Below are 24,493 nucleotides of genomic sequence, written 5' to 3'. Positions count from 1 at the left end.
CTGGTGTGTCTCCTTACATGTTCGGTCCGGTTCGCTCGGGCGCGGCCGGACCTGATCGGAGATCAGGTATCGGTGCCTGCCGGGGACTTGCGGGTGACGCGGCGTCGGTGGTCAGCCGGCCGGTTGGCCGGGGAGGTCGCGCACCGCGTCTATTCACAGGCCTTATCCCCATGGGGAATATGGCCGCAACCTCGCTATCCACAGAGTTATCCACAGGTGTGGACAACTCCGTGCGAAAAATCTTTCCACAGCCTATCTCATGACCTGTGGATAAATCGATTCGCCGCCGAAAGTTCTCCCACCTGCATAAATGTCGCCGCCCCAGGGGATAGCCCTCGTGAAAAAGATGGTTATCCACAGGGTGTTGGTGGTGCTCTGTGATTCTGTGTGAGTTCCTTTATTGTTACCCAAGTCGGACCGCCCGTGTCCATTGCCTGAACCTGGGATTTCGTGGAACCGGCCCGGCCGGGCCCCGCGCCGCGGGGTGCTCCGCAGGACGGATCGGCAAACCCGCCGGTCGGGTGCGGGTAAATCCCATTCTTGTCATTTCAGGTGCCCCCATCTCTGCCTCGCAGACCGGGCCGCGCGCCAATTTGTTCGGGCAGAGTCGGATCGCGTAGTCTGTGATGGTCTGTCACACCGCCGGATGCACCCTCTCGAAGGGTCCGCTCCGGCGGATGTGTTGTGAGAGCAGCGTCGGCACCGGATTTTCGGGCCGCGGTATCCAACCGCGAGTCTGTGCGGACCTGCACGCCACCACAGTCAGGGCCCCGACAGCGGGTCCCGTCCGTAGAGGCATCTCAAACCGTCAAGAAACTTAAACAGCGGCTGACCGGTCCCGACCGGCCCGCCGCCTCACACAGAGGAGAACACCGTGGCAAAGGGCAAGCGGACGTTCCAGCCGAACAACCGTCGTCGCGCACGCGTGCACGGCTTCCGTACCCGTATGCGCACCCGTGCGGGTCGCGCAATCGTCTCGGCCCGTCGTCGCAAGGGCCGCGACAAGCTGACCGCTTAAAGCGGTTTCAGCGGTGCTACCGAAGCAGCACAAGTTCACGTCTCCGGCTGAGTTCAGTCGGACGATCAAGCGTGGACGCCGTGCCGGGACTCGCACCGTCGTGGTCCATCTCGTGGACCGCAGCACCGGGCCCGACGCGGAGATCGCCCATCAGGGCGGCCCCCGCGTCGGGCTCATCGTCTCCAAAGCCGTCGGGAACGCTGTGATACGTCACCGCACCTCCCGGCGGCTTCGGCATGTCTGCGCCGGCCTCTTCGGCCTCATGCCCGCCACCACCGACCTGGTGGTGCGGGCGCTGCCGCCCGCGGGTGCGGCGTCGACAGCCGATCTGGAACGCGACATCCGGAAGGCGCTGCGCAAGCTGGGAGTCGCCGGTGCGTGAACTCTCACCCGCCGCACGCGGCCTGGCCGCGTCGGTCACGTTCTACCAAAAGTACCTGTCGCCCCTTAAGATGGGTTCGACCTGCCGTTTCGAACCGACGTGCAGCGCCTACGCACTCGATGCCGTCCGCGGCCACGGGGCGGTCAAGGGCACTGCCATGGCGTTGGCTCGGCTGAGCAAGTGCGGCCCCTGGCATCCGGGCGGTTACGACCCTGTGCAGGGCCCGGGCCCGACACCAACTGACACCAAGGAGTCCTGACACACAGTGCTCAACTTCATCTACTGGCCGATTTCGGCCGTCCTGTGGTTCTGGCACAAGGTCTTCAGCTTTGTGCTCGATCCAGACCTCGGCATCACGTGGGTGCTGTCCATCATCTTCCTGACCTTCACGGTCAAGGCGATCATGTTCAAGCCGACCATGAACCAGCTGCGCTCCGGCCGCAAGATGCAGGACATGCAGCCCAAGATGGCCGAGATCCGCAGCAAGTACAAGAACGACCAGACGAAGATGATGGAGGAGACGCGCAAGCTCCAGAAGGAGATGGGCGTCAACCCGGTCCTCGGCTGCCTGCCGATGCTCGTCCAGATCCCCGTCTTCATCGGTCTGTTCCACGTCCTCCGGTCCTTCAACCGCACCGGCGAGGGCGTCGGCCAACTCGGTCTGTCGATCGAGGAGAACTACAACACCTCGAACTACATCTTCAACGTCGACGACGTGCAGTCCTTCATGGACGCCACGTTCTTCGGGGTCCCGCTCTCCGCCTATATCTCCATGCCCTCGGACATGTACGCGGCGTTCCCCAACGTCGAATTCACCCGCATGGACACCATCCTGGTGGCCGTGCCGCTGGTTCTCACCATCGCGGTGGCCACCCACTTCAACGCCCGCATGTCGATCGACCGCCAGAAGGAGCGCATCGCCTCCGGCAAGCAGGCGGCCCCGACCGGCGACAACGCCGAGATGATGGCCATGCAGATGGGCATGATGAACAAGATGATGCTGTGGTTCATGCCGCTGACCATCCTGTTCACCGGCTTCCTGTGGCACATCGGCCTGCTGTTCTACATGGTGTCCAACAACATCTGGACCTTCTTCCAGCAGCGCTACCTCTTCCACAAGATGGACCAGGAAGAGGAGGCCGAGGAGGAGGCCCGCAAGGCCCTCAAGCGCACCACCGCCCCGGCGCCGGGCGCACGGACCGTGCAGAAGAAGCGCAAGAAGAAGTAGCCGCTCCTCCCCACGGCGCCCGTCCAGCCACCGTGTTCCCCTCCCGGGAACACGGTGGCTGTATCGTTGTGTGACATGAGCGAGACCCCTGAGCTGGCACCTGCCCCCTCGGCAGCCGCCGACATCTTCGGCGCGCGCCTCCCCCTGGCCGAGGCCTACCACCGGTCGCTGGCCACCGACGGCTCCACCCGCGGCTTCATCGGTCCCCGGGAGGTTCCCCGGCTGTGGGACCGGCACATCCTCAACTGCGCCGTCATCGGCGAGGTGATGGAGCCCGGCGCCACCGTCGCCGATGTCGGCTCCGGTGCGGGCCTGCCGGGCATCCCCCTGGCCATCGCCCGCCCCGACCTGCACATCACGCTCATCGAGCCGCTGCTCAAACGCTCCGTCTACCTGGCCGAGGTGGTGGAACTGCTCGGCCTGGACAACGTCACCGTCATCCGCGGCCGGGCGGAGGAGAAGCCGGTCCGCAGGGCGCTGGGCAAGGGCGTCGACGTCGTGACCTCCCGCGCGGTCGCCCCGCTGGGTAAACTCGTCGGCTGGTCCCTGCCGCTGGCGAAGATCGGGGGCATGATGGTGGCGATGAAGGGATCCTCGGTCACCGAGGAACTCGGACGCGACGCCGCGGACATCCGCCGCGCGGGCGGAGGCCGCGCGGAGATCCTCAGCGTCGGCACGACACACCTCAGCGAACCGACGACGGTCATCCGCATCCCGCGGGTGCACTAAGGTTGGGAAAAGCCCGTGACTACAACATTTGAACCAGGAAGAGGTCAGGTCGCAGCAATGGTTGACCAACTGCCGAAGCCGGAAGCGCCGCGTCTGATCACGGTCGCCAACCAGAAGGGCGGCGTCGGCAAGACCACGAGTTCCGTCAACTTGGCCGCCGGTCTGGCGATGGCCGGGGCGAAGGTCCTCGTCATCGACCTCGACCCCCAGGGCAACGCCTCCACCGCGCTGGGGGCGGAACACCGCGCCGGCACCACGTCCAGCTACGAACTGCTCATCGGCGAAGCGACGGCGGAGGACGCCGTCCAGCCCTCCACCGCCAGCGAGAACCTGTTCTGCATCCCCGCCACCATCGACCTGGCCGGCGCGGAAATCGAACTGGTCAGTCTCGTGCGCCGCGAGTACCGGCTCTACGACGCCCTCCGCGGCTCCGGTTTCCTCGCCGACAACAACTTCGACTACGTGCTCATCGACTGCCCGCCGTCGCTGGGCCTGCTCACCATCAACGCGATGACCGCCGTCGACGAGGTGCTCATCCCCATCCAGTGCGAGTACTACGCCCTCGAGGGGGTGGGCCAGCTGCTGAACAACATCTCCATGATCCGCCAGCACCTGAACACCAACCTGCACATCTCCGCCATCCTGCTGACGATGTACGACGCCCGCACCAAGCTCTCCGAGCAGGTCGCCACCGAGGTCCGCGCGCACTTCGGCGACGTGGTCCTGGGCAACATCATCCCCCGCTCGGTGAAGGTCTCCGAGGCCCCCGGCTTCGGCCAGACCGTCCTGAGCTACGACCCCCACTCCCGCGGCGCCGGCGCCTACCTCGACGCCGTCACGGAGTTCGCCACCCGCGGCGACTACCTGCCCGTCGACTCCACCGGACCCATCGGCGTCAGCCCGGAGACCGCCCGGCGGCTCGCCGCAGAATCAGAAAGTTAAGTGTCATGAACCAGGAAACGCGTAAGGGCGGCCTCGGTCGAGGCCTGGCCGCCCTGATCCCCGCCGGACCCTCCAACGGCTCCCCCAAGCTCGGCGAAGGGGCCGCGGACGTCATCCTGGGCGGCAGCAAGGGGGCGCGGGGCCGGAGCACGGATAAGACCACCTCCTCCACTCCCACTCCCATTCCCACTCCCACCCCGGCCACCGGCACAGGCACGGGCGTCGAGAAGCAGCCGGCGGAGGTCGGCGCCACCTACCGCGAGATCCCCATCGGGCAGATCGTGCCCAACCCGCAGCAGCCGCGGCAGGTCTTCGACGAGGAGGCACTCGCCGAACTCGTCCACTCGATCCGGGAATTCGGGCTCATGCAGCCGATCGTGGTGCGCCCGGCGGGCGAGGGCTACGAACTCATCATGGGCGAGCGCCGCTGGCGCGCCGCCGGGCGGGCCGGGTTGCAGACCATCCCCGCCATCGTCCGCGACACCGGCGACGGCGTCATGCTGCGCGACGCCCTCCTGGAGAACATCCACAGGGTCCAGCTCAACCCGCTGGAGGAGGCCGCCGCCTACCAGCAGCTCCTCGAGGAGTTCGACGTCACCCAGGCAGAGCTGGCCGAGCGCATCGGCCGCTCCCGCCCGGTGATCACCAACACCATCCGCCTGCTGGCCCTGCCGCTGCCCGTGCAGCGCCGGGTCGCCGCCGGAGTGCTCTCCGCGGGCCACGCGCGCGCCCTGCTCGGCCTCAAACTCGGGGAGGCGACCACCGTCGCGCAGGAGGAGCTGGCCGCCCGCATCATCGCGGAGGGCATGTCCGTCCGCGCCACGGAGGAGGCCGTCACCCTGCTCAACCGCGGCGGGGAAGAGGAGAAACGCACCAAACCTGAGCCCCCGGAGCAGCCCGAGGCGCTCATCCGCGCCGCCGACCGGCTCGGGGACGCGTGGGAGACCAAGGTCACCGTCACCATGGGCAAGCGCAAGGGCCGCATGGTCGTCGAATTCGGCGACCCCGAGGATTTCGAGCGTATCCTCGCCCTCATCGAAGGCCGCGACTAGGAACCCGCGGCCGTGTTCGCCAGAGTGAGCCCCCTGAGTCCGGAGGAGATCGGCCGTATCCACCCTCAGGCCGGCCGCAGCATCTTCTGGGAACTCGACCCGGACACCGCCGCCGTCGTGCAGGCCTCCGGCGACCCCGGCTTCGAGAAGGAGGCGTGGTTGACCACGACACTCCTCGAGTACGGCTGCTGCGGCTTCTCCCTCGAACGCAGCAGCCAGGAACGCGCCGTCGCCACCATCTTGTTCTGCCCCCGCGACGGCGCCCCCGGCGTCGTCGCGCTCCCCACGGCCCCGGTCTCCGAGGATGCGGAGGTGTTGACCTCCCTGTTCATCGAACCCGGTTTCGCCGGCATCGGGCTGGAGTCCCTGCTTCTCGACGCCGCCATCATGTCCCTCGTCGAGCGCGACGTGCCGGCCGTCGAGGCCTTCGGCTGGCGCACCGACTTCTTCGCCCGCGCCGACGTCGACGAGCTGCTGGAGGGCCCCGTCGGCGCTGTCCTGCGCTCGGCCTCCGAGATCGGGCTGATGTCTGTCTCGGTGCTCGAATCCGCCGGCTTCAAGGTCGTCGCCGACCACCCGGTGCTCCCCCGCCTGCGGCTGGATCTGCCGCCCCAGCATGACCTCATCAGCGCCGCGGCGCTGGAGTTCCTCGAAGACCGGATGCCGGTCTCCTGAGCTACGGTCAGCCCAGTTCGGCCCGCAGGAGCTCCGAGAACTTGTAGGTGCCGGTGGGCTGGTCGTCCCGGTCGAGCAGGTAGAGGCGCTTCACGGCCACGACCACCGCCTCGGCGACGGCGTCGCGCACGGCCGGGTCAGTCAGCCGGGAGACGTCCCCCGGGTTGGAGAGGTAGCCGGCGACGAGTTCCACCGTCGGCGCCTGGGTCAGGCGCAGCAGATCCCAGGTGCGGGCGTGGGTGCCGCAGTTCTGGAAATCGGTGCGGGCGGCGATCTCGCGCTGGATGTACCCCGAGAGGGTCTCCCCGGTCAGCGAGCTGTTGCCCGTCTCGGAGCCGAAGTAGAACGTGGCGACGCCGTGCGCCTTCTCGTTGGGGTAGCTGTCCGTCTGCAGGGAGATCACGAGGTCGGCGCCGAAGGCGTTGGCGATCTCCGAGCGCGCGGTGGCGGAGGGGTCGTCCATCCGGGGGCGGGACTTGATGGTCTCCATGCCCGCCGCGATCATGCGGCCCTCGATGCGTGAGGCGAGGTCCCAGAGAATCTCCTCCTCGGTGATGTCGCCGTGCAGGCCCCGCACGGAGCGGCCCTTGTTGGCGCCGCCGAGCGCCGGGTCGATGACCACGCGCTTGCCCGCCAGTTTCGGCCCCGCGTTGCGGACCTTCTCCCGCTCGCGGATGGCCAGCGGGCTGCCGCCGGTGATGCGCCGCCCGAGGAGTTTGAGCGCGCGGATGGTGTCCGGGCCGCAGACCCCGTCGTCCTGCAGCCCAGAGTTGAGCTGGAAGGCGGCGAGTGCCGCGTGGGTGCTCTCGCCGAAGTGGCCGTCTATGCGGTGGGCGTAGAAACCCAGCTCCTGGAGCTGGTCCTGCAGCTGGGAGACGTCGTCGCCGATGAGCTCACTGTTGGGCTGGTACGAAAGCACGCGGGCGCCGAGCTGGTAGGAGGCGTGGCGCAGCTCCCGCAGCGTGATCTCGTCGATGGTGCCCGACGGGACGATGCCGCGCGACTGCTGGAAGGCCTTGAGAACTTCGGTGAGGGAGGCGTCGAAAAGCTTGTCCTCTTCGCTGTACTTGTCGGAGAGGGCGGCCTCGTAACCGGGGAGCAACCCCAGCCGGGCCAGGGTGGAGCGTGCCTCCGCCACCCGTGGGCTGCGGTCACCGACACCAAAGCTCTTGGTCAAGGAGGCTCCCTTCGAGGGTCAGATATACAGATCCTATCCGAGCCGTAGAGAGTCGGCCGGTGCTGCTTGTCGCGACCCAACGGTACCACCTACATCAGGGGTTCCAGCTTCGCCATGATGTGGGAACGCGGTCGGACGCCCACGAACTCGTCCACCTTTTCCCCGCCCTTGAAGAACAGGACCGAGGGGATGGACATGATCTGGAACATCGCGCCGAGGGTGCGCTGCTCGTCGACGTTGACCTTGGCCACGGTGATCTGGTCGCCCAATTCCTCCGCGACCTCCTCAAGTACCGGGCTGAGCTTCTTGCACGGCCCGCACCACTCGGCCCAGAAATCGACGATGACGGGCTTGTCGGATTCCACCACGATCTCGCGGAAGTTGTCCTGGGTGACCTCGATGACGTTACTCATGTGATTCTCCTTACGTGTGGTTTAAAGGGCGGCGAGGAAGTGCTCTGCGTCGGTCGCGGCGCGGCATCCGGAGCCGGCTGCGGTGATGGCCTGCTGGTAGTGGTCGTCGACCAGATCGCCGCAGGCGAAGACGCCGGCGACGGAGGTGGCGGTGGAGGGCTCGTCGACCTTGACGTAGCCGCCGTCCTTGAGCTCCACCTGCCCGCCGAGGAACCCGGAGCGCGGGTCGTGGCCGATGGCGACGAACATGGCGGCGACAGGGAGATCGGTCAGCTCGCCGGTGACGGTGTCGCGCAGCACGAGCCCGGCGACCTTGCCCTGGCCCTCACCGGTGCCCTCGACGACGTGGTCGACGACCTTGTTCAGCGCGAACTCGATCTTGTCGTTGGAGCGGGCCCGCTCGAGCATGATGGCGGAGGCGCTGAAGCCCTCGCGGCGGTGGATGAGGGTGACCTTGTCGGCGAACTTGGTCAGGAAGGTGGCCTCCTCCATGGCGGAGTCGCCGCCGCCGACCACGGCGATCTCGGCGCCCTTGAAGAAGAATCCGTCGCAGGTCGCGCAGGTGGAGACGCCGCGGCCCATGAGCTTGTCCTCGCCGGGGACGCCGAGCAGGCGTGCCGCTGCGCCGGTGGCCAGGATGACGGTGCGGGCGGAGTAGACCTCGTCGCCCACGTGGATCTTCTTCACGTCGCCCTCGAGTTCGACGGAGTCCACCATCTCCATGCGCAGGTCGGCGCCGAAACGCTCGGCCTGGGAGCGCATCTCCATCATGAGGTCGGGGCCCATGATCCCGTCCTGGAAGCCCGGGAAGTTCTCCACCTCGGTGGTGTTCATCAGGGCGCCGCCGTACTCGTAGCCTTCGAAAACCAGCGGCTTGAGCTCCGCGCGGGCGGCGTAGACGGCTGCGGTGTAACCGGCCGGGCCGGAACCGATGATGACGACGTCGTGGATGGTGTCCTGGGCTGTCATGAATTCTCCTGCGATGTTCTGGGTGCGGTCACACCAAGTCTAGTTCCCCGCTCCGGGGGCTCACTTGAGGGTCAACCACCGGCCACCGGCGGATATTCCGCCAGCAGCTGCTCGCGCAGCGCCTCACGCGCCCGGGAGCGCCGCGATTTGATCGTTCCGGGCTGCACCCCCTCCTGCTCGGCGACGTGGCTGACGCTGTAACCCTCGACGTCGATGAGCCACAACGCAGTCCGCTGGTCGGGGCGCAGGCACGCCAGGGTCTCCTCCAGCTGCAGCATCCGGTCGCGCTCCCCGATGGGGTCGACGGCCAGGTGCGGGTTGATGTCGTGCGGCAGGGAGTCGTCGTCGAGGGTGGGCACCTCGAACTGCCGGCGGTGGTTGCGGAAGTCCCAGCCCGAATTCATCACCAAGCGGTGCAGCCAGGTGCTCAGCGAGGACTCGTGGCGCCACGTGTGCAGGTTGCAGCTCGCCTTGAACAGCGCCTCCTGGAGAATGTCCTGGGCGTCGTCCTCGTTGTGGCCGTATTTCCGGGCGACCCACAACAGGCGCGCCCGGTGTCTCTCCACGATCTCGGTGAATGCGCGGAGATCCCCGCCGATGTAATTTTCGACGAGTCGACCGTCTGTGTGTGCCAATTTTCCCCCCAGAAAATTTCGCTGACACACTCATTGGACCCCATTCCCCCAGGTCCGGCAGCGCAAGGGCGCCCACCTCAGTGGGCGCTAGTCCAGGCCCACCACCTGGATCTCCGCCACCTCGGCCGGGTCGGTGAACCACACCAGCACTCCCCCGCCGGTCAGGCGGTCGAGCTCGAGGCTGTTGCGGCCTTCGTGGAGCGTGGCGTCGGCGAGCAGCGGCAGGCCCGCGGGATCCTGCGCGTCCGAGCCCTCCGGCACGCCGTAGACCTCGACGTCCACGTCGCCCGCGGCAACCTCGAGAACGACGTGCTGCAGTTCCACCGGCCCGCCGAGGGTGAGGACCACGCCGGAGGGAACGGCCGGAGTCGACCAGGCGGTGGCCGGGTCCCCGTCGACGACGGCGGGGACGGTGGACGAGACCTCCTGCACCCGGCCCAGCGGGCGGGGGGCGGTCTCGGTGGCGGAGCCCTGGATGGACTCGGAGTCCACCGGGGACTCTTCCCGGTCCCCGCTGATGGCGCTGACCAGGTAGACGGTCAGGGCTGCGACGAGGACGACCGCGCCGATGGCGGACACGCCGATGAGCGCGGTCGACCGGCCCGAGTAGGACTTTGCGCCGAAGCCGGCCCGTTCGTCGGGCTGCTGCTCGTCGTCGACCTCCACGACGAGGGCCTCCAGCCCCGCGAAGGCGCGCAGACGGCCGGCGAGGGTCTTCATGTCGGTCTCCTCGACGAACCCGGCCAGACCCTCGCTGGCGGACGCCAGAAGCTTCAGCGCGGAAGTGACGGCGGCCCGGTCGCGTTCGACGGTGGCGTTGGCGAGCACGGCGGGGAAGGCGAGGAACGCCTCACCGTCGGAGGAGATGCGGATGCGTGCGTGGTTGTCCAGCCCGAGGGGGCGGGTGCCGGAGGCCGCGGCGGCGAGCGGGGCGACGGCGGCGGCGACGGCGGTCGGATCGAGGGGTCCTTCGGCGGCGACCGCCCGCAGGGAGGAACCCGGGACCCAGTCGGCGACGACGAGGCAGCCGTTGCGGTAGGCCAGCACCTCGATGTTCTGCGCCACACCCGGCAGTCCCGCGATGTTGCGGGTGCGGCGCACGACCTCGGCGGCGGCGCCGGCGGCCGCGGCCGGGGAGGCCGGGGCCAGGGGCGCGTTGCCGGAGGTGTCCACGAAAGTCAGGGCCACCTCGCGGCCTGTGGCCAGTTCCTTCGCGTGCCAGAAGCGCGCCCCGGGGACCGAACCGTGGTCGACGAGGAGGCGGAACCGGCCGTCGGAGACCGGGGCCCCCGGCACCAGGCGCGGCCCGCGGACCACGCCCGCCGACATCGGGGCGGGCGGCGGAGAGGAGTTGAAGGGGTCCAGCGCCAGCAGCTGGGCGGAGACCTCCTGCGCGTCCGGCTCCTCCACCCGGATCTCCTTGCTTGCGTCCGGGCGGACGAAGCGGGAGATGCCCGGGATGCGGGCGAAGGCGCGGCCCAGGTTCTGCACCTCCGGCAGCCCGGAGAAGCTCAGGGCGATGCCGGTGGCGATGAGGAAGACCACGCCGTCGACGCCCACGCGCACGAGCACGCCGAAGGAGCCGAACCCGCCCAGCAGGCCGCCGGCGAAGGTGCGCAGGAGGAAGTCCACGAACAGCGCCACCGCCACGCCGATGAGCGACGCCGCGGTCGCCCACATCGTCGTGCGGATCTGGGAACGGGTGCCCAGGTGGCCGAGTTTGCGGCGCAGCAGCAGCGCGCCGATCACGGCGCCGGCGACGAAGCCGAAGCCGTTGGCGGCGCCCAGCAGGATGACCACCCGCGACGGCGAGGTGGCCACCAACGGGGCCAGCAGGGACAGGACGATCTTCGTGGCGGTGATGCCGGCGATGATGAAGGTGGGGGTCCATGCCTCCTCCCGCGCGTAGAAGACCCGCAGGTGCAGCAGCACCAGCGCGTAGGGCAGGAGGGTGAAGGCGGAGAAGCTCAGCGTCAGGCCCAGCAGGGTGCCCGACTCGGTGTCGAAGTTGCGGTAGGAGAACAGGGCCACGCCGATCTCGGGGCCGAACGCGGTGAAGAACACCACGATCGGGATCAGCGCGATGAAGGTGAGCTTGGTGCCCAGATTGAGGTCGGCGACCACCGCGCGGTCGTCGCCGTCGGCGGCGTTGCGCGACAGCCGCGGCATGATCGCCGTGAGCAGGGTGACGCCGATGATGCCGTAGGGCACCTGCAGCAGCAGCCACGCCTGCTGGTAGATCAGCGGGGCCGCCTTGTCCGAGAGGGAGGCGATCTGGGTGGTCACCGCGTAGCCGACCTGGGAGACCGCCACGTAGACGATGATGGCGACGGCCATGCCGCCGAACTGTTTCAGGCGGGCGTCCAGGCCCCACAGGGGGCGCATGTTGATGCCCGCCTTCTTCAGGTACGGCACCATGATCAGCGCCTGCACCACCACGCCCAGCGTGGTGCCCAGGCCCAGCAGGAGGACGTGGGGGTCGGTGATACCGGAGGGGGCGTCGTCGAGCAGGGAGCCCGGCAGCGTCATGTACGCCAGCAGCACCGTGATGGAGACGACGTTGTTGGCCACCGGCGCCCAGGCGCCCGGTTTGAAGATGCCCCGGGTGTTGAGCACCGCCATGAACAGGGCGAACAGTCCGTAGAAGAGGATCTGCGGCAGCAGCATATAGGCGAACGACGTCGACTGGACGATGTTGACCTGGCCCTCGGCGTTGAGCAGCATCCGCGTGAGCAGCGGCGCGCCGATCACCGCCAGCAGCGTCACCACGACCAGCAGCGTCGCCGACAGGGTGAACAGGCGGCGGAAGAAGGCCTCGCCCCGGTCGGGGTCCTCCCTCTCCGCGCGCACGAGCACCGGCACCACCAGGGAGGTGAGGACCGCGCCGAGCACGATCTCCGTGATGAGGTTCGGCAGCGTGTTCGCCGTGTTGAAGGCGGAGCCGACGGCCGGGCCCAGGGTCGCGCCGATGAGGAGGTTGCGCAGGAAACCGGTGATGCGCGAGATCAGCGTCGCCAGGGCCATCGAGCCGCCGGCGCGCACCACGTCAGAGTCGGAGGCCACGCCGGAGACGGCGGGCACCTCCGTCGGCACGGCCGTCAGCCGGGAGCGGTCGGGCGCAGGCTCCGGTGCCGGCGCCCGCCGCTCCGGCACCGGGGCCGGAGGGGTCGGTGCGACGAAGCGGGAGCGCTGGCCGGATGAGAGGTTGTCGGTGGAGTTCACTCACAAAGCCGTTCTTGAGGTTCTAGGGGCGCTGTCGTTGACGCCGGCGGTGCCGGCCGACGCGGAAGAGCAGCAACAGGGACAGCCCCACCACGAAGAGCAGGGCGATGCCGTAGGTGCCGACGATACCGGCCCGCGTCTGCACCGTGATATCCACCGGGGTCGAGATCGGGGAGCCGTCACGGGTGGCCAGCCACAGCGTCAGCTGCGTCTGGTCCTGCTCGGCGGGCAGGTCGGCGGTCATCTGCACCGTAATCGATCCGTACGCCGGAATGTGCACCCGCCCGGGCACGTCGACCGTCGCGCCCTCCGGCCCCGAGTACACCAGTTCGGCGTCCACGGGCAGCGGCAGGCCGTTCTCGGCGACGATGAGCAGCGGAGAGCTCTCCGACGCCCGCGTGTACACGTTGCCCGGCGGAATCAGCGCCACCGAACCCCGCAGATCCTGCAGCGTCCGCCGGTTGGCGTCCAGCCGCCGGTCCGCCGCGGCCACCACGTCCCCGTACCCGCCGATGCTGCTCCTCGACGTCGCCGTCAGACTCGTCAGCACATCCCGCCGCAGCGGCAGCGTGAAACCGTAGCGGGAGAGGTTGATGCCGGGGTCGTTGACCGTCATGCGGGTGAGGTCGTCGGTGTAGCGGGCCTGCTGGCCTGCGCGCAGCACCTCGGTGTCGCTCACCGCGGCCGGGTCCGCGTAGGGCGAACCGAAGCGTGTGACCCCGAGCGTCTGCGGGGACAGCGGCTGCGAGTCGAGCTCCTCCGCCTGCTCCGGCTCCGGGGTCACTGCCCGGTCCAGGGGCACCGGGGTAGCGGCGTCCGCCGCGAAGAGCTCTGCGGCGGCGGACAGGAGGGCGGCGGCGGTGCGGGCGTCGACAAGCGAGGCCGGGAGGGCGAGCACGGGTTCCGGGGCCTGCGCCCAGTCACCGGGCAGCGTCTGCTCCGCAACCGCGAGGCGCAGCGCCGAACCGGCGGTGGAGGCGCGGGCGGCGGCGGAGTCGAGGCGGTAGTCGAAGCGCGAGTCCGGGTTGGAGTACCCCGTGGTCTGCGGGCTCGGTCCGGTCGCGGCCAGCAGGGCCCCCAGCGCGCCGGGGTAGGTCACCGCCGTGATGCCGGGGGAAAGGCGCGCGAAGTTGCCCGAACCGGGCACCCCCCACACCGTGTTGTCGGCGACGAGCACCTGCACCGGGTTCTGCGGCGCCGGCGCGCCCGAGATGTCCGGCAGGTCGGTCGACTCCAGGGCGGTGCCTTCCTCGGCCGCCGGCTGCGGGGCCCGGGCGGCCGCCGAGGCCTCCCACGCCGCCCGCATCCCCTGCTCCAGCACGGTTGAGCCCGTCTGGTCCGCCCAGCCCAGGGCGGTGGCGGCTTGTTCGGTGACGTAGCCGGAGGCCGGGATGACCACGTTGCCGGCGGGCGCGGCGCCCAACTCGGACTGCAGCGTCGCCGGGCCGCGTTGCACCAGCTCCCGGAACAGCCACTCGTCCTCCGTGGCGGCCACCGCGTTGACGTCACCGTTCGCCCACGGCAGCGCGACCGTGCACCCGGCGGCCGCGGTCGCGCTCAGCCGGCTCAACCACTCCTGCGCGTCCGCCGCGCCCCGGCCGGGCTCGCCCGCGTCGGACTCCTCGTCCGAGCCCCAGCTGTCGCGCAGGCGCTGCGCCTTCTTCGTCAGGGAGGGCCGCTCCTCCGCGACGGTGTACCCCTCCGTCATCCGGGAGACCGTGTCCACCAGCGCCGGGTCGATCGCCAGGCACGAGCCCTGGCGCAGCTCCGCTGCGTTGGGGCCGGTGGTGGTGGCGGTGGCGTAGGCGTCGAGAAGCTCCGTCAGCCGACCCCCGGGGGCGAGCTGCCCCGCGAGCTGCTCCGACTCCAGGATCAGCGGCGGATCCGCCGGAGCCTGGCCCGTCTCCCCGGGCACGATGTCCACCAGCGCGGTCACCGGCACCACCAGGCTCACACCCGGCGTCTGCGCGTCCTCGAGCGGGTCGCCGTCGACGGTGTGGAGCATCCGCTCGCTGCCCAGGTAATCGACGCCCGACTCCCCCACCGCGCCCGTGAGCGCGAACATCAGCGGCGTCGTGCCCGGCGGCAGGTCGAGCGGCGCCAGGTTCAGCGCCACTTCCCGGCGCTCGCCCGGCGCCAGGTCCCCCACCTCCCGGGAGGTGCCGTAGTACGGGTACGCCTCCCCGCTGAGGGAGAGGATGCGGCGGGCCTCCCCCACCGTGGGCACCGCGTCCGCGTGCCGGGGGGTCACCGTCAGGCCGGAGACCACCTCGTCGGAGTCGTTGAACACGGTCAGGACCACCCGCCGGGCGTCCGCCTCAAGGACGTCCGCGCCGATGCCGCCGTGCTCGTCGGGGCGGACGGAAGGGTTGGCCCACTGGTCGGCGACAGCGGGATCCGAGGGGGAGACGGGGGCGGGGAGGGCGTACGCGGGCGTCGACAAGCACAACAGCGCCGCGGCGGCCGCCAGGCCCCGGGCCCGGATCACCTCGGGGTCGCCCTTCCTGCGGCCTTCTCCTCCCGCGCCAGCTCAGGCAGAAGATCGTGCGCGGTGCGCGCGAGCTTGCGTTCATCCGCGTACGCCAGGTGCTCGATGAGCTCCGACACCGGGATCCACGCCACCTCGGTCACCTCCGGGTCCTCGTCGTTGAGATCCCCGTCGACGAAACGCAGCAGGTGGTGGTGCACTGTCTTGTGGATGCGCACCCCCTCCGAGACGAACCAGTAGTCGATCACGCCCAGATCGGCGAACGTCTCCCCGTAGACGCCCGTCTCCTCCCAGACCTCGCGCTCCGCGGTGGCGCCGAGCTCCTCGTCCGGCTCCACGTGGCCCTTGGGCATCGACCACAGCAGCCGGCCCCGGCGGTCCAGGCGCCCGATGAGCGCCACATAGATACGGCCCAGATCGACCTCGCCGGCGTCGTTGACGGCCTCCGCGAGACCCGAGACCACGAGCCCGCCCGCGGACGTCTCGTCCCGGGTGACCATGCGGTTCTGCTGGGCCTTGTGCTGGTTGCGCTGCGGGTTCCGCTGCTGGTTGCGCTGCGGGCGGCGTCGGCGGCCCTTCGTCTCCTTCTGCTCGGAAGGGCTCTGGGCCGGCTTCTGCTGGGCCGCGCCCGACTGATTTCCGGAACCACGACGACGCGACCGGCGGCGTCGCCGGCGCTTGGGGCCCTGGGGATCATTCTCAGTCATCCCCATGATCGTATCCGCTGCGACGACCATTCCGAATTCCCTGGGTACCGCGTGTCCCCGGTAGACTCCACAGGTGTGAATCCCGACGAATCTCTGACTCCCCTGGCACTCCTGGCGAAGGCCGAGCAGGCGATCTCGTCCCTGGAGGATGTGCTCGCCGACCTCGTCGCCGAGTTCACCGCCCGAGACCTGCCGCTCTACCTCGTCGGAGGTTCCGTCCGCGACGCCATCCTCGGCCGCCTCGGCGACGACCTCGATTTCACCACCCCCGCCCGCCCCGACGTGCTCAAGGAGATCCTCGAGTCCTGGGCCGGCACCGTGTGGGACACCGGCATCGACTTCGGCACCGTCTCTGCCCAGCACCGCGGCCAGCAGGTCGAGATCACCACCTTCCGCGCCGACACCTACGACGGCCAGAGCCGCAACCCCGAGGTCGTCTTCGGCGACACGCTCGAGGGCGACCTCGTCCGCCGCGACTTCCGCATCAACGCCATGGCCGTCGAGCTGCTTCTCGACGACCGCGGTTCCCTCACCGGCCGTTTCCACGACCCCGTCGGCGGCCTCGACGACCTGGTGAACAAGCGGCTCGACACCCCCGACACCCCGGAGATCTCCTTCCACGACGATCCGCTGCGCATGCTCCGCGCCGCCCGCTTCGTCTCCCACCTCGGATTCAACGTGGCCGACCGGGTGAAGAAGGCCATGACCGACATGTCCGGGCAGATCAACCGCATCACCGTCGAACGCATCCAGCTGGAGCTGAACAAGCTGATGACGGGCGCCGCCCCGTGGACCGGCCTCAACCTCCTGGTCAACACCGGCATCGCCGCGCACATCTTCCCCGAGATCCCCGCCATGCGCGACATGAAAGACGAGCACCACCAGCACAAGGACGTCTACGCGCACTCCATGCAGGTGCTGCGCCAGGCCATGGAGCAGGAGGAGGACGGACCCGACCTCGTCCTGCGCTGGGCGGCGCTGCTCCACGACTGCGGCAAACCGCAGACCCGCGCCTTCAACGACGACGGCCGCGTCACCTTCCACCACCACGAGGTCGTGGGCGCCAAGCTCGTCCGGCGGCGGCTCCGCGGACTGAAGTACCCGAAACAGATGGTCGCGGACATCAGCCAGCTGGTGTACCTGCACATGCGCTTCTACGGCTTCGGGGAAGGCCAGTGGACCGATTCCGCCGTCCGCCGCTACGTCACCGACGCCGGTCAGCTGCTCCCCCGCCTGCACAAGCTCGTCCGGGCGGATTCCACCACCCGCAACCAGCGCAAGGCCGCCCGCCTCCAGCGCACCTACGACCACCTGGAGGAGCGGATCGCCGACATCGCCGCCCGGGAGGACCTCGACCGCGTGCGCCCCGACCTCGACGGCAACGAGATCATGACCATCCTCGACCTCCCCGCCGGGCCCGCCGTAGGCCGCGCCTGGCAGTTCCTCAAGGAGCTGCGGCTGGAACGCGGCCCGCTCGAACGCGACGATGCAATTGCGGAACTGCGCACGTGGTGGGAAGCTGAACAGTCACAGGGCAAGAGCTAACAGGAGGTAGTCGCTGTGTCCATGTCAGATTTCTACGCCGACCGTCTCTTCAACGCCCTCGAGCGCAACGATCCCGCCCCGGGCATGCTGCTGGTGGCAGCCCCCGGCATGCTGTCCGAGGAGTTCAACCGATCCGTGGTGCTCATCATCGAGCACAACGAGCAGTTGACCTTCGGCGTCAACCTCGCGTCGCGGAGCGACCTGGCGGTGTTCAACGTCATGCCGGAGTGGCTGCCCGCCGTCGCCAAGCCCCAGGCCCTCTACATCGGCGGCCCCCTCAACCAGCAGTCCGTCGTCGGCCTGGCCATGACCAAGGCGGGGGTGGACATGGACGAGGTCCCGCACCTCAACCGCCTGGCCAACCGCCTCGCCCACGTCGACCTGCGCGCCGACCCCGGCTCCATCGCCGAATTCGTCGAAGGCATGCGCCTGTTCGCCGGGTACGCAGAGTGGGCCCCCGGCCAGCTCGACGGGGAGATCGAACGCGGCGACTGGTACGTCACCCCCGCCCTGCCCACCGATGTCGTCGTCCCCGGACGCACCGACCTGTGGGGCGACGTCATGCGCCGGCAGCAGATGCCCCTCCCGCTGTTCTCCACGTTCCCGGCGGACCTGGCGGACAATTGATCGACCAGATCCGCGGGGGAATCCGGGACAGCTGGGCAGTCGCACTCGGACTCATTCCCCTGGGGCTGGCTTTCGGACTGCTGATGACCCAGGTCGGCTTCGCCTGGTGGTGGACGCCGATTTTCTCGGTGCTCATCTACGCCGGCTCCATGGAGTACCTGGCGATCAACCTCATCACCGCGGGCGTCGGCCCCGTCTCGGCCGCAATCACCGGTTTCATGGTCAATTTCCGGCACATCTTCTACGGGTTGACCTTCCCCCGCCACCTTGTTGACAGCCGCGCGGGGCGCGCCTACTCCACCTACGCGCTCACCGACGAGTCCTACGCCATCGCCTCCGCCCGCCGACCCGCCAGCGGAGTGCACGTCCTCACGGTCCAGATCTTCTGCCAGCTGATGTGGGTCCTCCCCGGCATCGTGGGGGCGCTGGCCGGCCTGATCATCCCACCGGGGATCAAGGGCATGGAGTTCGCGCTCGTCGCCCTGTTCGTCGTCCTTGCATGGGAGACGTTCCGCAACAACCGCGACCTCTCCCTCATCCTGCTCGCCGGCGGCCTGGCTATCCTGGCGGGCCTGGCGGCGCCGGGCCAGCTGCTCATGGTCGCGCTGAGCGCCTACTTCCTCGTGCTCATCGGGCGCCACGTCTCCCCCGGCCTGGACAAGGCCCTGGAGTGGCGGGTCTGATGTACGGGCTTCCCGAGGGCGTGACCCTCACCGAGGTCTTCGCCGTTCTCATCCCTATCGGCGTGATCACGCTCGCCCTGCGCTGGCTCCCCTTCACGTTCGTCTCGGCGCTGCGGGGGAACCAGTTCTTCGCCCTGCTCGGCAGGATGATGCCGGTGGGTGTGATGACGGTGCTCGTCGTGTACACGCTCTTCGGCCAGGTGGGAGCGCCCGGCGGAGTACCGGCGGCGTTGCTCGGGGTGGCGGTGACCCTCGGATTGCACGCCTGGCGGCGGGACTCCGGGCTCTCCATCCTCGGCGGAACCCTGGCCTACATGGGCCTGGTGAACTTCGTCTTCTAGAGCTCGGGGAAAGCCGCGGCGGCCTCCGCCCACAGTCCTTCGAATTCCTCCGCGCTGAGGAAGCGGTGCTCGATGTCGGGGAACTCGGCATAGGTGTCGGGGTGGGGCACCACCGGGCTGGGCGCATTGGCCATGCCCGCCGACTTCTCCTGGGTGGCCGCGCCCCGGATGATTTCCGAGGGGTCCAGCTCGATAATGCGGATCATGGCGCAGGTGTGGGGGTCCATCTCGACGAGCTCGGCAACGTGGATGATGGAGCCGGCGCCGGGGACGGACAGTTCAATGCGGACGTGGATGTTCGGTTTCACGTGAAACATCGTGCGTCGTGGGGCGTCGAAAAGCAATCAGGAACTGAGAGTGACCGGCTTGCGGGGCGGCGCCTGGCGGGCGTAACGGGCCGCGAGCCAGGAGCACATCATCAGCTGGACCTGGTGGAAGATCATCAACGGCAGGATGAGGAGGCCGATGCTGGCGCCGCCGAAGATGACGGACGCCATCGGCAAACCGGTCGCCAGCGACTTCTTCGTGCCACAGAACTGGATCGCCTTCATGTCCTTCTGGTTGAATCCCAGGCGGAGCGCGGTGAACCGGGTGAGCCAGAGCATGATGGCCACCAGAACGATGGAGAAGACAATGAGGAAGGCGATCTCCCCCGCCGACACCTGGGACCACACGCCCGCGACCATGCCCGCCGAGAACGCCGAATAGACGACCATGGTGATGGAGCCGCGGTCGACGATCTTCGTCGCCTTGTTCGCCGCGATCCCCTTCACCCACTTGCGCAGAATCTGGCCGAGAACGAACGGCAGGAGCAGCAGCACGGCGATGTCGAGGAAGACCTGCGCGTCGACGTTGATCCCGTCGCCCCGGGACAGCAGCAGCATCACCAGTATCGGCGTGAGGAACACGCCCGCCAGGTTCGAGGCACTCGCCGCCACGATGGCGCCCGCGAAGTTGCCCCGCGCGATCGACGTGAAGGCCACGGACGACTGGACGGTGGAGGGGACGAGCGTCATGAAGAGGATGCCCATGTACAGATCCTCGGAGATGACCAGTGTCAGGGGTTTGAGGGCCAGCCCGATCAACGGGAACACCAGGAACGTGAACGCCAGAATGAGGAGATGCAGACGCCAGTGCATGAGGCCCTTGATTGCCTCTCTGGTGGACAGGCGTGCGCCGTAGAGGAAGAAGAGCAGCGCAATCGCGATGTTCGTCGCTGTGGCGAACCACTCCGCGAAGCTACCGCGCGCCGGGGCGATGATCGCCGCCACCACCGCAAGGATAATCAGGACGATGAGCGGGTCAGTCCGCTTGAGTCGGGACAACATGCCTTGAAGTGTACGACCCGACCTAAGGTAGGTCATATGACGTCACTCTTCTCCCCCCTCCGTCTCCGCAACCTGGAAATCCGCAACCGTGTCTGGCTGCCACCCATGTGCCAGTACCACGCCTTCGACGCCGACGGAACGCCCGAGGACTGGCACACCGTGCATTACGGCGCCCGCGCCGCCGGCGGTTTCGGCCTCATCATCGCGGAGTCCACCGGCGTCGTCCCGGAGGGCCGTATTTCCCCCCTGTGCACCGGACTCTGGAACGACCGGCAGGAAGAGGCCTGGGCCCGCATCGTGCGCTTCGCCCATTCCCAGGGGGCGAAAATGGGCATCCAACTCAACCACGCAGGACGCAAGGCCTCCACCGTACCGGCCCGCCCCGGCCAGAAGCCCGTCGATGACACCGGCACCATCCCCGTCAGCCACGGCGGCTGGGTGGCTCTGGGCCCCTCCGCGGTGGCCAACGACGGCCTCGCCGTCCCGCGGGAAATGACGCCCGCCGAAATCCAAGCCGTCCCCGGGCAATTCGCCGCCTCCGCGGAGCGCGCCGTCCGCGCGGGTTTCGACACCGTCGAGATCCACGGCGCCCACGGTTACCTCCTGCACCAGTTCCTCACTCCCCTGGCCAACCACCGCACCGATGAATGGGGCGGCTCCTTCAACAACCGCACCCGTCTCATCCGTCGGGTCGCCGCCGCCGTGCGCGCGGCCATCCCCGAGGGCATGCCCCTGATCGTCCGGCTCTCCGCCACCGACTGGATTGACGGCGCATGGGATCTCGCGCAGACGGTGAGCCTGGCCGGCCTCCTCAGAGATGAAGGGGTCGACCTGATCGACGTCACCACGGGCGGCGCCTCGCGCGCCGACATCCCGGTCGGCCCCGGCTACCAGGTCCCTTTCGCCGCCGAGATCCGACGGGGCGCAGGCATCCCCACCGCTGCCGTCGGTTTGATTACCGAGCCGCAGCAGGCGCAGGAGATCCTCGACGAGTCGCTTGCCGACGCCGTCCTCATCGGCCGCGCAGCCCTCCTCGACGCCGCTTGGCCGCTGCGGGCTGCTCACGAACTCGGGCTGAGGCGGGAGGAGATCCCTTACCCGGGCTCCTACGCCCGCGCTAGTTTCTGACGTTCAGCCTGCCGCCCGCCTGCTCCAGCTTCGCCGGAATTAGCGGGTCCCGCGCCACCCCCGAGACGACCGAACCGTCGGTGATGTTGAACACCGAGTTGTGAGCGGTGCATCGGACGGTGTCCCCCTCCACCTCGGTGATGGGGTTACGCTGGTGCGGGCACGCTTGGGAGTAGGCTACGTATGTGCCCACGGTGGGCTGTGCAATGATGAAACCATCGAAGATGGCCGCGCTGCCCACCGGCACGTCCGCGGCCGCAACCTCCACGCTCGGTTCGCTGCCGCAGGCCGCCAGAAACGCGCCCGCGAAAGTGGTGGCCGTTCCGAGCAGGAACATGCGTCGGTTGCAAAGTGAATGAGATTCAGACATGACCTCATTATGCCCCTGATCTGCAGTGTTGGTGAGATGGTTGTGGGAAAAGATTTCCCGCCCCGATAATATTTTAGGTTGAGTATGGGGGATAGAAATATTAGGTTTAATCAACGAATTGGTTTCCCTATTGTTGAATTATTATCCTAGTGATGAAACTCTACTCAAGTCACCGGGATCAATGCTTACCTGTGTAAAGTCACTGTGACTTAACCCGATGGGCGTTCCCGGCGCCAATATTTTTCGCCGGACCGCGATCTCCCAGGGAAGTCAGCGGTTCCTGCCGCCACTCCCCCGGAGCTGAGCGCCTCAAGGCTACTCCGCTATCCGACGTGGGTACGGGCTCACCTGATCTCCCGGCGGTTGGCGCCCCACAGCCCGAGCACGGCGAGGCTGAGTCCCGACAGCGCCATGCGGAAGTGGATGCCCCAGGAACCGTCATCCACTTTCACTACGTACTCGAAAGGTGAAAGGTCGATGAGCCATTCGGGTGCGTCGAGAACCGGGCCGAACAGAGTGAGCATGGCGGCGGAAACAACCGGAACCCAGGCGACGTGGGTCAGCGCCGGGAGCCACCCTACGACCGCGACCGCGACCGCGGTGAGGAGCAGAGCCGGTGCCAGCTGTGACCAGGCGGCGGGAAGAAGGTTGGCGTAGTCACCTGAGGTGGTTGACTCCTGCGTCCAGAGCCCGACCCGGCCGCCCAGAAACACCGCCAATGTTCCGAGCAGTACGGCGGCCCCGGCCACTAGTCCGGAAACGCCCAGAGGGACCCAGCCTCGAATTCCGGCAGAACGCTGGAGATCGACGGTCCTGTCGAGCTCGCCGCCCCGGTAGGTGACAATCGTCTGAACACCCATGGTCGCCACGAGGATGCCGCAGAGCTTGGCCACGTACGCGATGAACTCGGTCTTCATATCGCCCGCCCCGAACATCTCCTTGAATACCTGGCCCACGTTCGCCTGTGTTTCCATCCATTCACTCAGCGATCCGGTGAGTGCGATGAAGTATGCGGTGAGACCGGCGATTACGAGGGTCCAGGTGATCACGGTGCCCCTGTTGAGCACGATCGCCAGATGCACCGGCCCTCGTATCCGTTTGTTCCGGGATTGCGGCAACGCGGGCAGGGCGGCAAGCGGTCGCCCGTATTCGCGGAACCGTTCTGCGGCCGTCGCGACGGTCGCTCCCGCGAGGCAGATCCCAGCGAGGATCCCCAGGGCCCCCCAGTTGTCGGCTACATACGGCTGAACTATCGTCTTCCACCCGAGGGGCGAAAACCAGTTCAGCCAGCCGATGTCCTCGGAATCCGCCAGGGCCCTGAGTAGGAAAGAAGAGGCGACGGTGACCAGTGCGACGCGGGTGATGGAAGCAGGGTTCCGGACGAACAACAGGACCAGCTGCGCCAAGACGGCGGAACCCATCATTGTCAACGCGATGACGGCGCCCGAGGTTGCTGCACCCTCAGGGGGCATCTCATCGACGTACATCCCGGACGTCCACAGTACGAGGGCGCTTCCGGCACCCATGATCAGTGAGGCGATTGCGGTCGTGATGATCGCGGCGGCGGCGGGAGCGGTCGCCCTGATGCCCGTCGACCGCCTCAATTCCATGTTCCCCTGGTGCTCCTCCTTCCGGTGAAGTCCGACGATCAGCAGTACTGACATGACTGATCCGAGGATGATCATCATCGAGCCCGCCTCCCACATGACGATCTGCCCCAGATCCCCCGGTTCCTCAAGAGGGCCCCACATGGCGGTCATTCCTGAGTTTTGCTTCATGCCTGCTACGAACGACGCCCGGTCGGCGGGGGTCGGGTAATAGTTTTCGTAGGCGGGCGGGAAAACTGCGAGAAAGGTCCACAGCGCGAAGGACCAGATCAGCAGGTAGCTTCTTCTCAAGCGGAGATTGAGCCGTATCATCCTTTCGCCCGCTTTCCGCCGCCGTAATGTGAGAGGAACATTTCTTCCAGGCTGGCTGGTGTCGCGGTGATGTCCTCTCCCCCGGCTTCGAGGATGATCCGGAGGATTCGGGGCACGTCCTGACGGGCGGCGGTGATGTGGACCTGGCCCCCTTTGATGGTGGCGTCGGCGAGCGCTTTCAGCGCCGGCGTTTCACGTGAAACCCGCGCGGCAATATCGTGGGTGGACAAATGCTTCAAATCCGCCATACTGCCCGACTCCACGGTTCTTCCGTCTCGGATAATGGTCACGTAGTCGCATAGTTTCTCCACCTCGCTCATGATGTGGCTGGACAGGAGGACCGTCGCTCCGCCGTCTCTTTCTCTGCGGATCTGCTCCACAAACTCCTGCTCCATCAGAGGGTCGAGGCCGGCGGTGGGTTCATCGAGAATGAAAGCTTCAGCCCCGGATGACATTGCGGCAATCAGGCTGACTTTTCGTCGGTTTCCGGTGGAGTATTCGCGGCACTTCTTGTCCGGATTCAACTTGAATGCTTCTATGAGTTCTTCTTCCCTGCGTAGATTGACGGGCCGGCCCCGGAGACTTTCCAGCGCCCGAAAGACTTCCCTTCCCGTTAGGCTCGGCCACAGGGACACATCTCCCGGGACGTATCCGACCCGCTTCAGAACATCCGGCGACCGTCGTGGGTTCTTCCCCAGGACGGCGGCCGTGCCGGAAGTCGCATGGAGGACCCCGAGCAGGATGCGGATCGCGGTGGATTTGCCTGAGCCATTGGGGCCCAGGAATCCGTGGATCGTCCCAGCTTCCACTGTCAGGTTCAGCCCGTCTAGGGCGCGGAAGGTGCCAAAGTTCTTCACCAGGTCATGAATTTCGATGACGGGCGTCATCGCGTTTCCTCTCGCTAGGTTTCACGTG

At 67.8% G+C, this 24,493-nt stretch carries 24 protein-coding genes and 1 pseudogene; 13 read left to right on the top strand and 12 right to left on the bottom strand.

Features of this window, described 5'->3' with window-relative positions; all coding sequences use genetic code 11:
- The first annotated feature begins 874 nt into the window (after positions 1–874).
- The 8 genes from rpmH to B840_RS12255 all read left to right on the top strand — a co-directional run bounded on the left by rpmH (position 875) and on the right by B840_RS12255 (position 6,026).
- Positions 875–1,018 (top strand): 50S ribosomal protein L34, encoded by a 144-nt coding sequence (gene rpmH / locus B840_RS13290; protein ID WP_084603042.1) that lies wholly within the window; start codon positions 875–877, stop codon positions 1,016–1,018.
- Between the two features lie 13 nt (positions 1,019–1,031).
- On the top strand, positions 1,032–1,400 hold the full coding sequence (gene rnpA / locus B840_RS12280) for a ribonuclease P protein component (protein WP_042622380.1): 369 nt from the start codon (positions 1,032–1,034) through the stop codon (positions 1,398–1,400).
- Positions 1,393–1,659 carry a membrane protein insertion efficiency factor YidD gene (gene yidD / locus B840_RS13285; RefSeq protein ID WP_229676560.1) on the top strand — a complete coding sequence of 89 codons (267 nt, stop codon included), beginning with the start codon at positions 1,393–1,395 and terminating at the stop codon, positions 1,657–1,659. The genes rnpA and yidD overlap by 8 nt, the downstream gene beginning before the upstream one ends.
- A gap of 6 nt (positions 1,660–1,665) precedes the next feature.
- Positions 1,666–2,628 (top strand): membrane protein insertase YidC, encoded by a 963-nt coding sequence (gene yidC, locus B840_RS12275; protein WP_042622379.1) that lies wholly within the window; start codon positions 1,666–1,668, stop codon positions 2,626–2,628.
- A 75-nt stretch (positions 2,629–2,703) separates the two neighbouring features.
- On the top strand, positions 2,704–3,357 hold the full coding sequence (gene rsmG, locus B840_RS12270) for a 16S rRNA (guanine(527)-N(7))-methyltransferase RsmG (protein WP_042622378.1): 654 nt from the start codon (positions 2,704–2,706) through the stop codon (positions 3,355–3,357).
- 57 nt (positions 3,358–3,414) lie between these two features.
- The gene (locus B840_RS12265; protein ID WP_084603038.1) at positions 3,415–4,299 is read left to right on the top strand and encodes a ParA family protein; all 885 of its coding nucleotides are present in this window, start codon (positions 3,415–3,417) and stop codon (positions 4,297–4,299) included.
- A gap of 5 nt (positions 4,300–4,304) precedes the next feature.
- Positions 4,305–5,351 carry a ParB/RepB/Spo0J family partition protein gene (locus tag B840_RS12260; RefSeq protein ID WP_042622376.1) on the top strand — a complete coding sequence of 349 codons (1,047 nt, stop codon included), beginning with the start codon at positions 4,305–4,307 and terminating at the stop codon, positions 5,349–5,351.
- Between the two features lie 12 nt (positions 5,352–5,363).
- Positions 5,364–6,026, top strand: a complete 663-nt coding sequence (locus tag B840_RS12255; protein ID WP_042622375.1) for a hypothetical protein — start codon at positions 5,364–5,366, stop codon at positions 6,024–6,026.
- 7 nt (positions 6,027–6,033) lie between these two features.
- On the opposite strand, the gene B840_RS12250 is transcribed toward B840_RS12255, so the two are convergent.
- The 7 genes and pseudogenes from B840_RS12250 to B840_RS12220 form a co-directional block, all read right to left on the bottom strand.
- Positions 6,034–7,203 carry an N-acetylmuramoyl-L-alanine amidase gene (locus B840_RS12250; protein ID WP_042622374.1) on the bottom strand — a complete coding sequence of 390 codons (1,170 nt, stop codon included), beginning with the start codon at positions 7,201–7,203 and terminating at the stop codon, positions 6,034–6,036.
- A gap of 89 nt (positions 7,204–7,292) precedes the next feature.
- Complete coding sequence (trxA, locus tag B840_RS12245; RefSeq protein ID WP_042622373.1) at positions 7,293–7,616, bottom strand: thioredoxin; 324 nt, start codon at positions 7,614–7,616, stop codon at positions 7,293–7,295.
- 21 nt (positions 7,617–7,637) lie between these two features.
- Positions 7,638–8,585, bottom strand: a complete 948-nt coding sequence (gene trxB / locus B840_RS12240) for a thioredoxin-disulfide reductase (protein WP_042622372.1) — start codon at positions 8,583–8,585, stop codon at positions 7,638–7,640.
- A gap of 71 nt (positions 8,586–8,656) precedes the next feature.
- Positions 8,657–9,220, bottom strand: a complete 564-nt coding sequence (locus tag B840_RS12235; RefSeq protein WP_052491200.1) for an RNA polymerase sigma factor — start codon at positions 9,218–9,220, stop codon at positions 8,657–8,659.
- Positions 9,221–9,307: 87 nt separating this feature from the next.
- Positions 9,308–12,442: a murein biosynthesis integral membrane protein MurJ gene (locus B840_RS12230; protein ID WP_042622370.1), complete on the bottom strand. Its 3,135-nt coding sequence runs from the start codon at positions 12,440–12,442 to the stop codon at positions 9,308–9,310.
- Positions 12,443–12,464: 22 nt separating this feature from the next.
- Positions 12,465–14,930: a hypothetical protein gene (locus B840_RS12225; protein WP_052491199.1), complete on the bottom strand. Its 2,466-nt coding sequence runs from the start codon at positions 14,928–14,930 to the stop codon at positions 12,465–12,467.
- Positions 14,927–15,514 (bottom strand): annotated as a pseudogene (locus B840_RS12220) (NUDIX hydrolase); the annotation flags it as partial. The pseudogene B840_RS12220 and the gene B840_RS12225, both read right to left, overlap by 4 nt.
- A 174-nt stretch (positions 15,515–15,688) precedes the next feature.
- Here B840_RS12220 and B840_RS12215 point away from each other — a divergent pair.
- The 4 genes from B840_RS12215 to B840_RS12200 are packed head-to-tail and all read left to right on the top strand — an operon-like array spanning position 15,689 to position 18,833.
- Positions 15,689–17,182 carry a CCA tRNA nucleotidyltransferase gene (locus B840_RS12215; RefSeq protein WP_156971921.1) on the top strand — a complete coding sequence of 498 codons (1,494 nt, stop codon included), beginning with the start codon at positions 15,689–15,691 and terminating at the stop codon, positions 17,180–17,182.
- Positions 17,183–17,203: 21 nt separating this feature from the next.
- Entirely contained in the window at positions 17,204–17,809 is a 606-nt protein-coding gene (locus B840_RS12210; RefSeq protein ID WP_042622774.1) for a YqgE/AlgH family protein, read from the top strand.
- Complete coding sequence (locus B840_RS12205) at positions 17,806–18,492, top strand: AzlC family ABC transporter permease (RefSeq protein WP_042622367.1); 687 nt, start codon at positions 17,806–17,808, stop codon at positions 18,490–18,492. Before B840_RS12210 ends, B840_RS12205 begins: the two co-directional genes overlap by 4 nt.
- Positions 18,492–18,833: a branched-chain amino acid transporter permease gene (locus tag B840_RS12200; RefSeq protein WP_042622366.1), complete on the top strand. Its 342-nt coding sequence runs from the start codon at positions 18,492–18,494 to the stop codon at positions 18,831–18,833. Before B840_RS12205 ends, B840_RS12200 begins: the two co-directional genes overlap by 1 nt.
- Here the strand turns inward: B840_RS12200 and B840_RS12195 are convergent.
- Both B840_RS12195 and B840_RS12190 read right to left on the bottom strand, forming a co-directional pair.
- Positions 18,830–19,150 carry a hypothetical protein gene (locus B840_RS12195; RefSeq protein ID WP_042622365.1) on the bottom strand — a complete coding sequence of 107 codons (321 nt, stop codon included), beginning with the start codon at positions 19,148–19,150 and terminating at the stop codon, positions 18,830–18,832. The genes B840_RS12200 and B840_RS12195 overlap by 4 nt on opposite strands.
- A 27-nt stretch (positions 19,151–19,177) precedes the next feature.
- On the bottom strand, positions 19,178–20,161 hold the full coding sequence (locus B840_RS12190) for a bile acid:sodium symporter family protein (protein ID WP_042622364.1): 984 nt from the start codon (positions 20,159–20,161) through the stop codon (positions 19,178–19,180).
- A 36-nt stretch (positions 20,162–20,197) separates the two neighbouring features.
- Between B840_RS12190 and B840_RS12185 the strand changes: the two genes are divergently transcribed.
- Positions 20,198–21,289: an NADH:flavin oxidoreductase/NADH oxidase gene (locus B840_RS12185; protein ID WP_042622363.1), complete on the top strand. Its 1,092-nt coding sequence runs from the start codon at positions 20,198–20,200 to the stop codon at positions 21,287–21,289.
- Here the strand turns inward: B840_RS12185 and B840_RS12180 are convergent.
- From B840_RS12180 to B840_RS12170, 3 genes are all read right to left on the bottom strand, one after another.
- Positions 21,279–21,626, bottom strand: coding sequence for a Rieske (2Fe-2S) protein (locus tag B840_RS12180; protein ID WP_425304732.1), 348 nt, complete (start codon positions 21,624–21,626; stop codon positions 21,279–21,281). The genes B840_RS12185 and B840_RS12180 overlap by 11 nt on opposite strands.
- A 377-nt stretch (positions 21,627–22,003) precedes the next feature.
- Positions 22,004–23,410 (bottom strand): hypothetical protein, encoded by a 1,407-nt coding sequence (locus tag B840_RS12175; protein WP_156971920.1) that lies wholly within the window; start codon positions 23,408–23,410, stop codon positions 22,004–22,006.
- A gap of 164 nt (positions 23,411–23,574) precedes the next feature.
- Complete coding sequence (locus tag B840_RS12170) at positions 23,575–24,465, bottom strand: ABC transporter ATP-binding protein (protein ID WP_042622360.1); 891 nt, start codon at positions 24,463–24,465, stop codon at positions 23,575–23,577.
- Between the last annotated feature and the right edge of the window lie 28 nt (positions 24,466–24,493).

The sequence above is a fragment of the Corynebacterium marinum DSM 44953 genome, assembly GCF_000835165.1.
In the GTDB taxonomy this organism is placed as follows: Bacteria; Actinomycetota; Actinomycetes; order Mycobacteriales; family Mycobacteriaceae; genus Corynebacterium; species Corynebacterium marinum.
The sequence above is the reverse complement of the archived record's forward strand: the minus strand, read 5'-3'. Positions and strand labels throughout refer to the sequence as shown.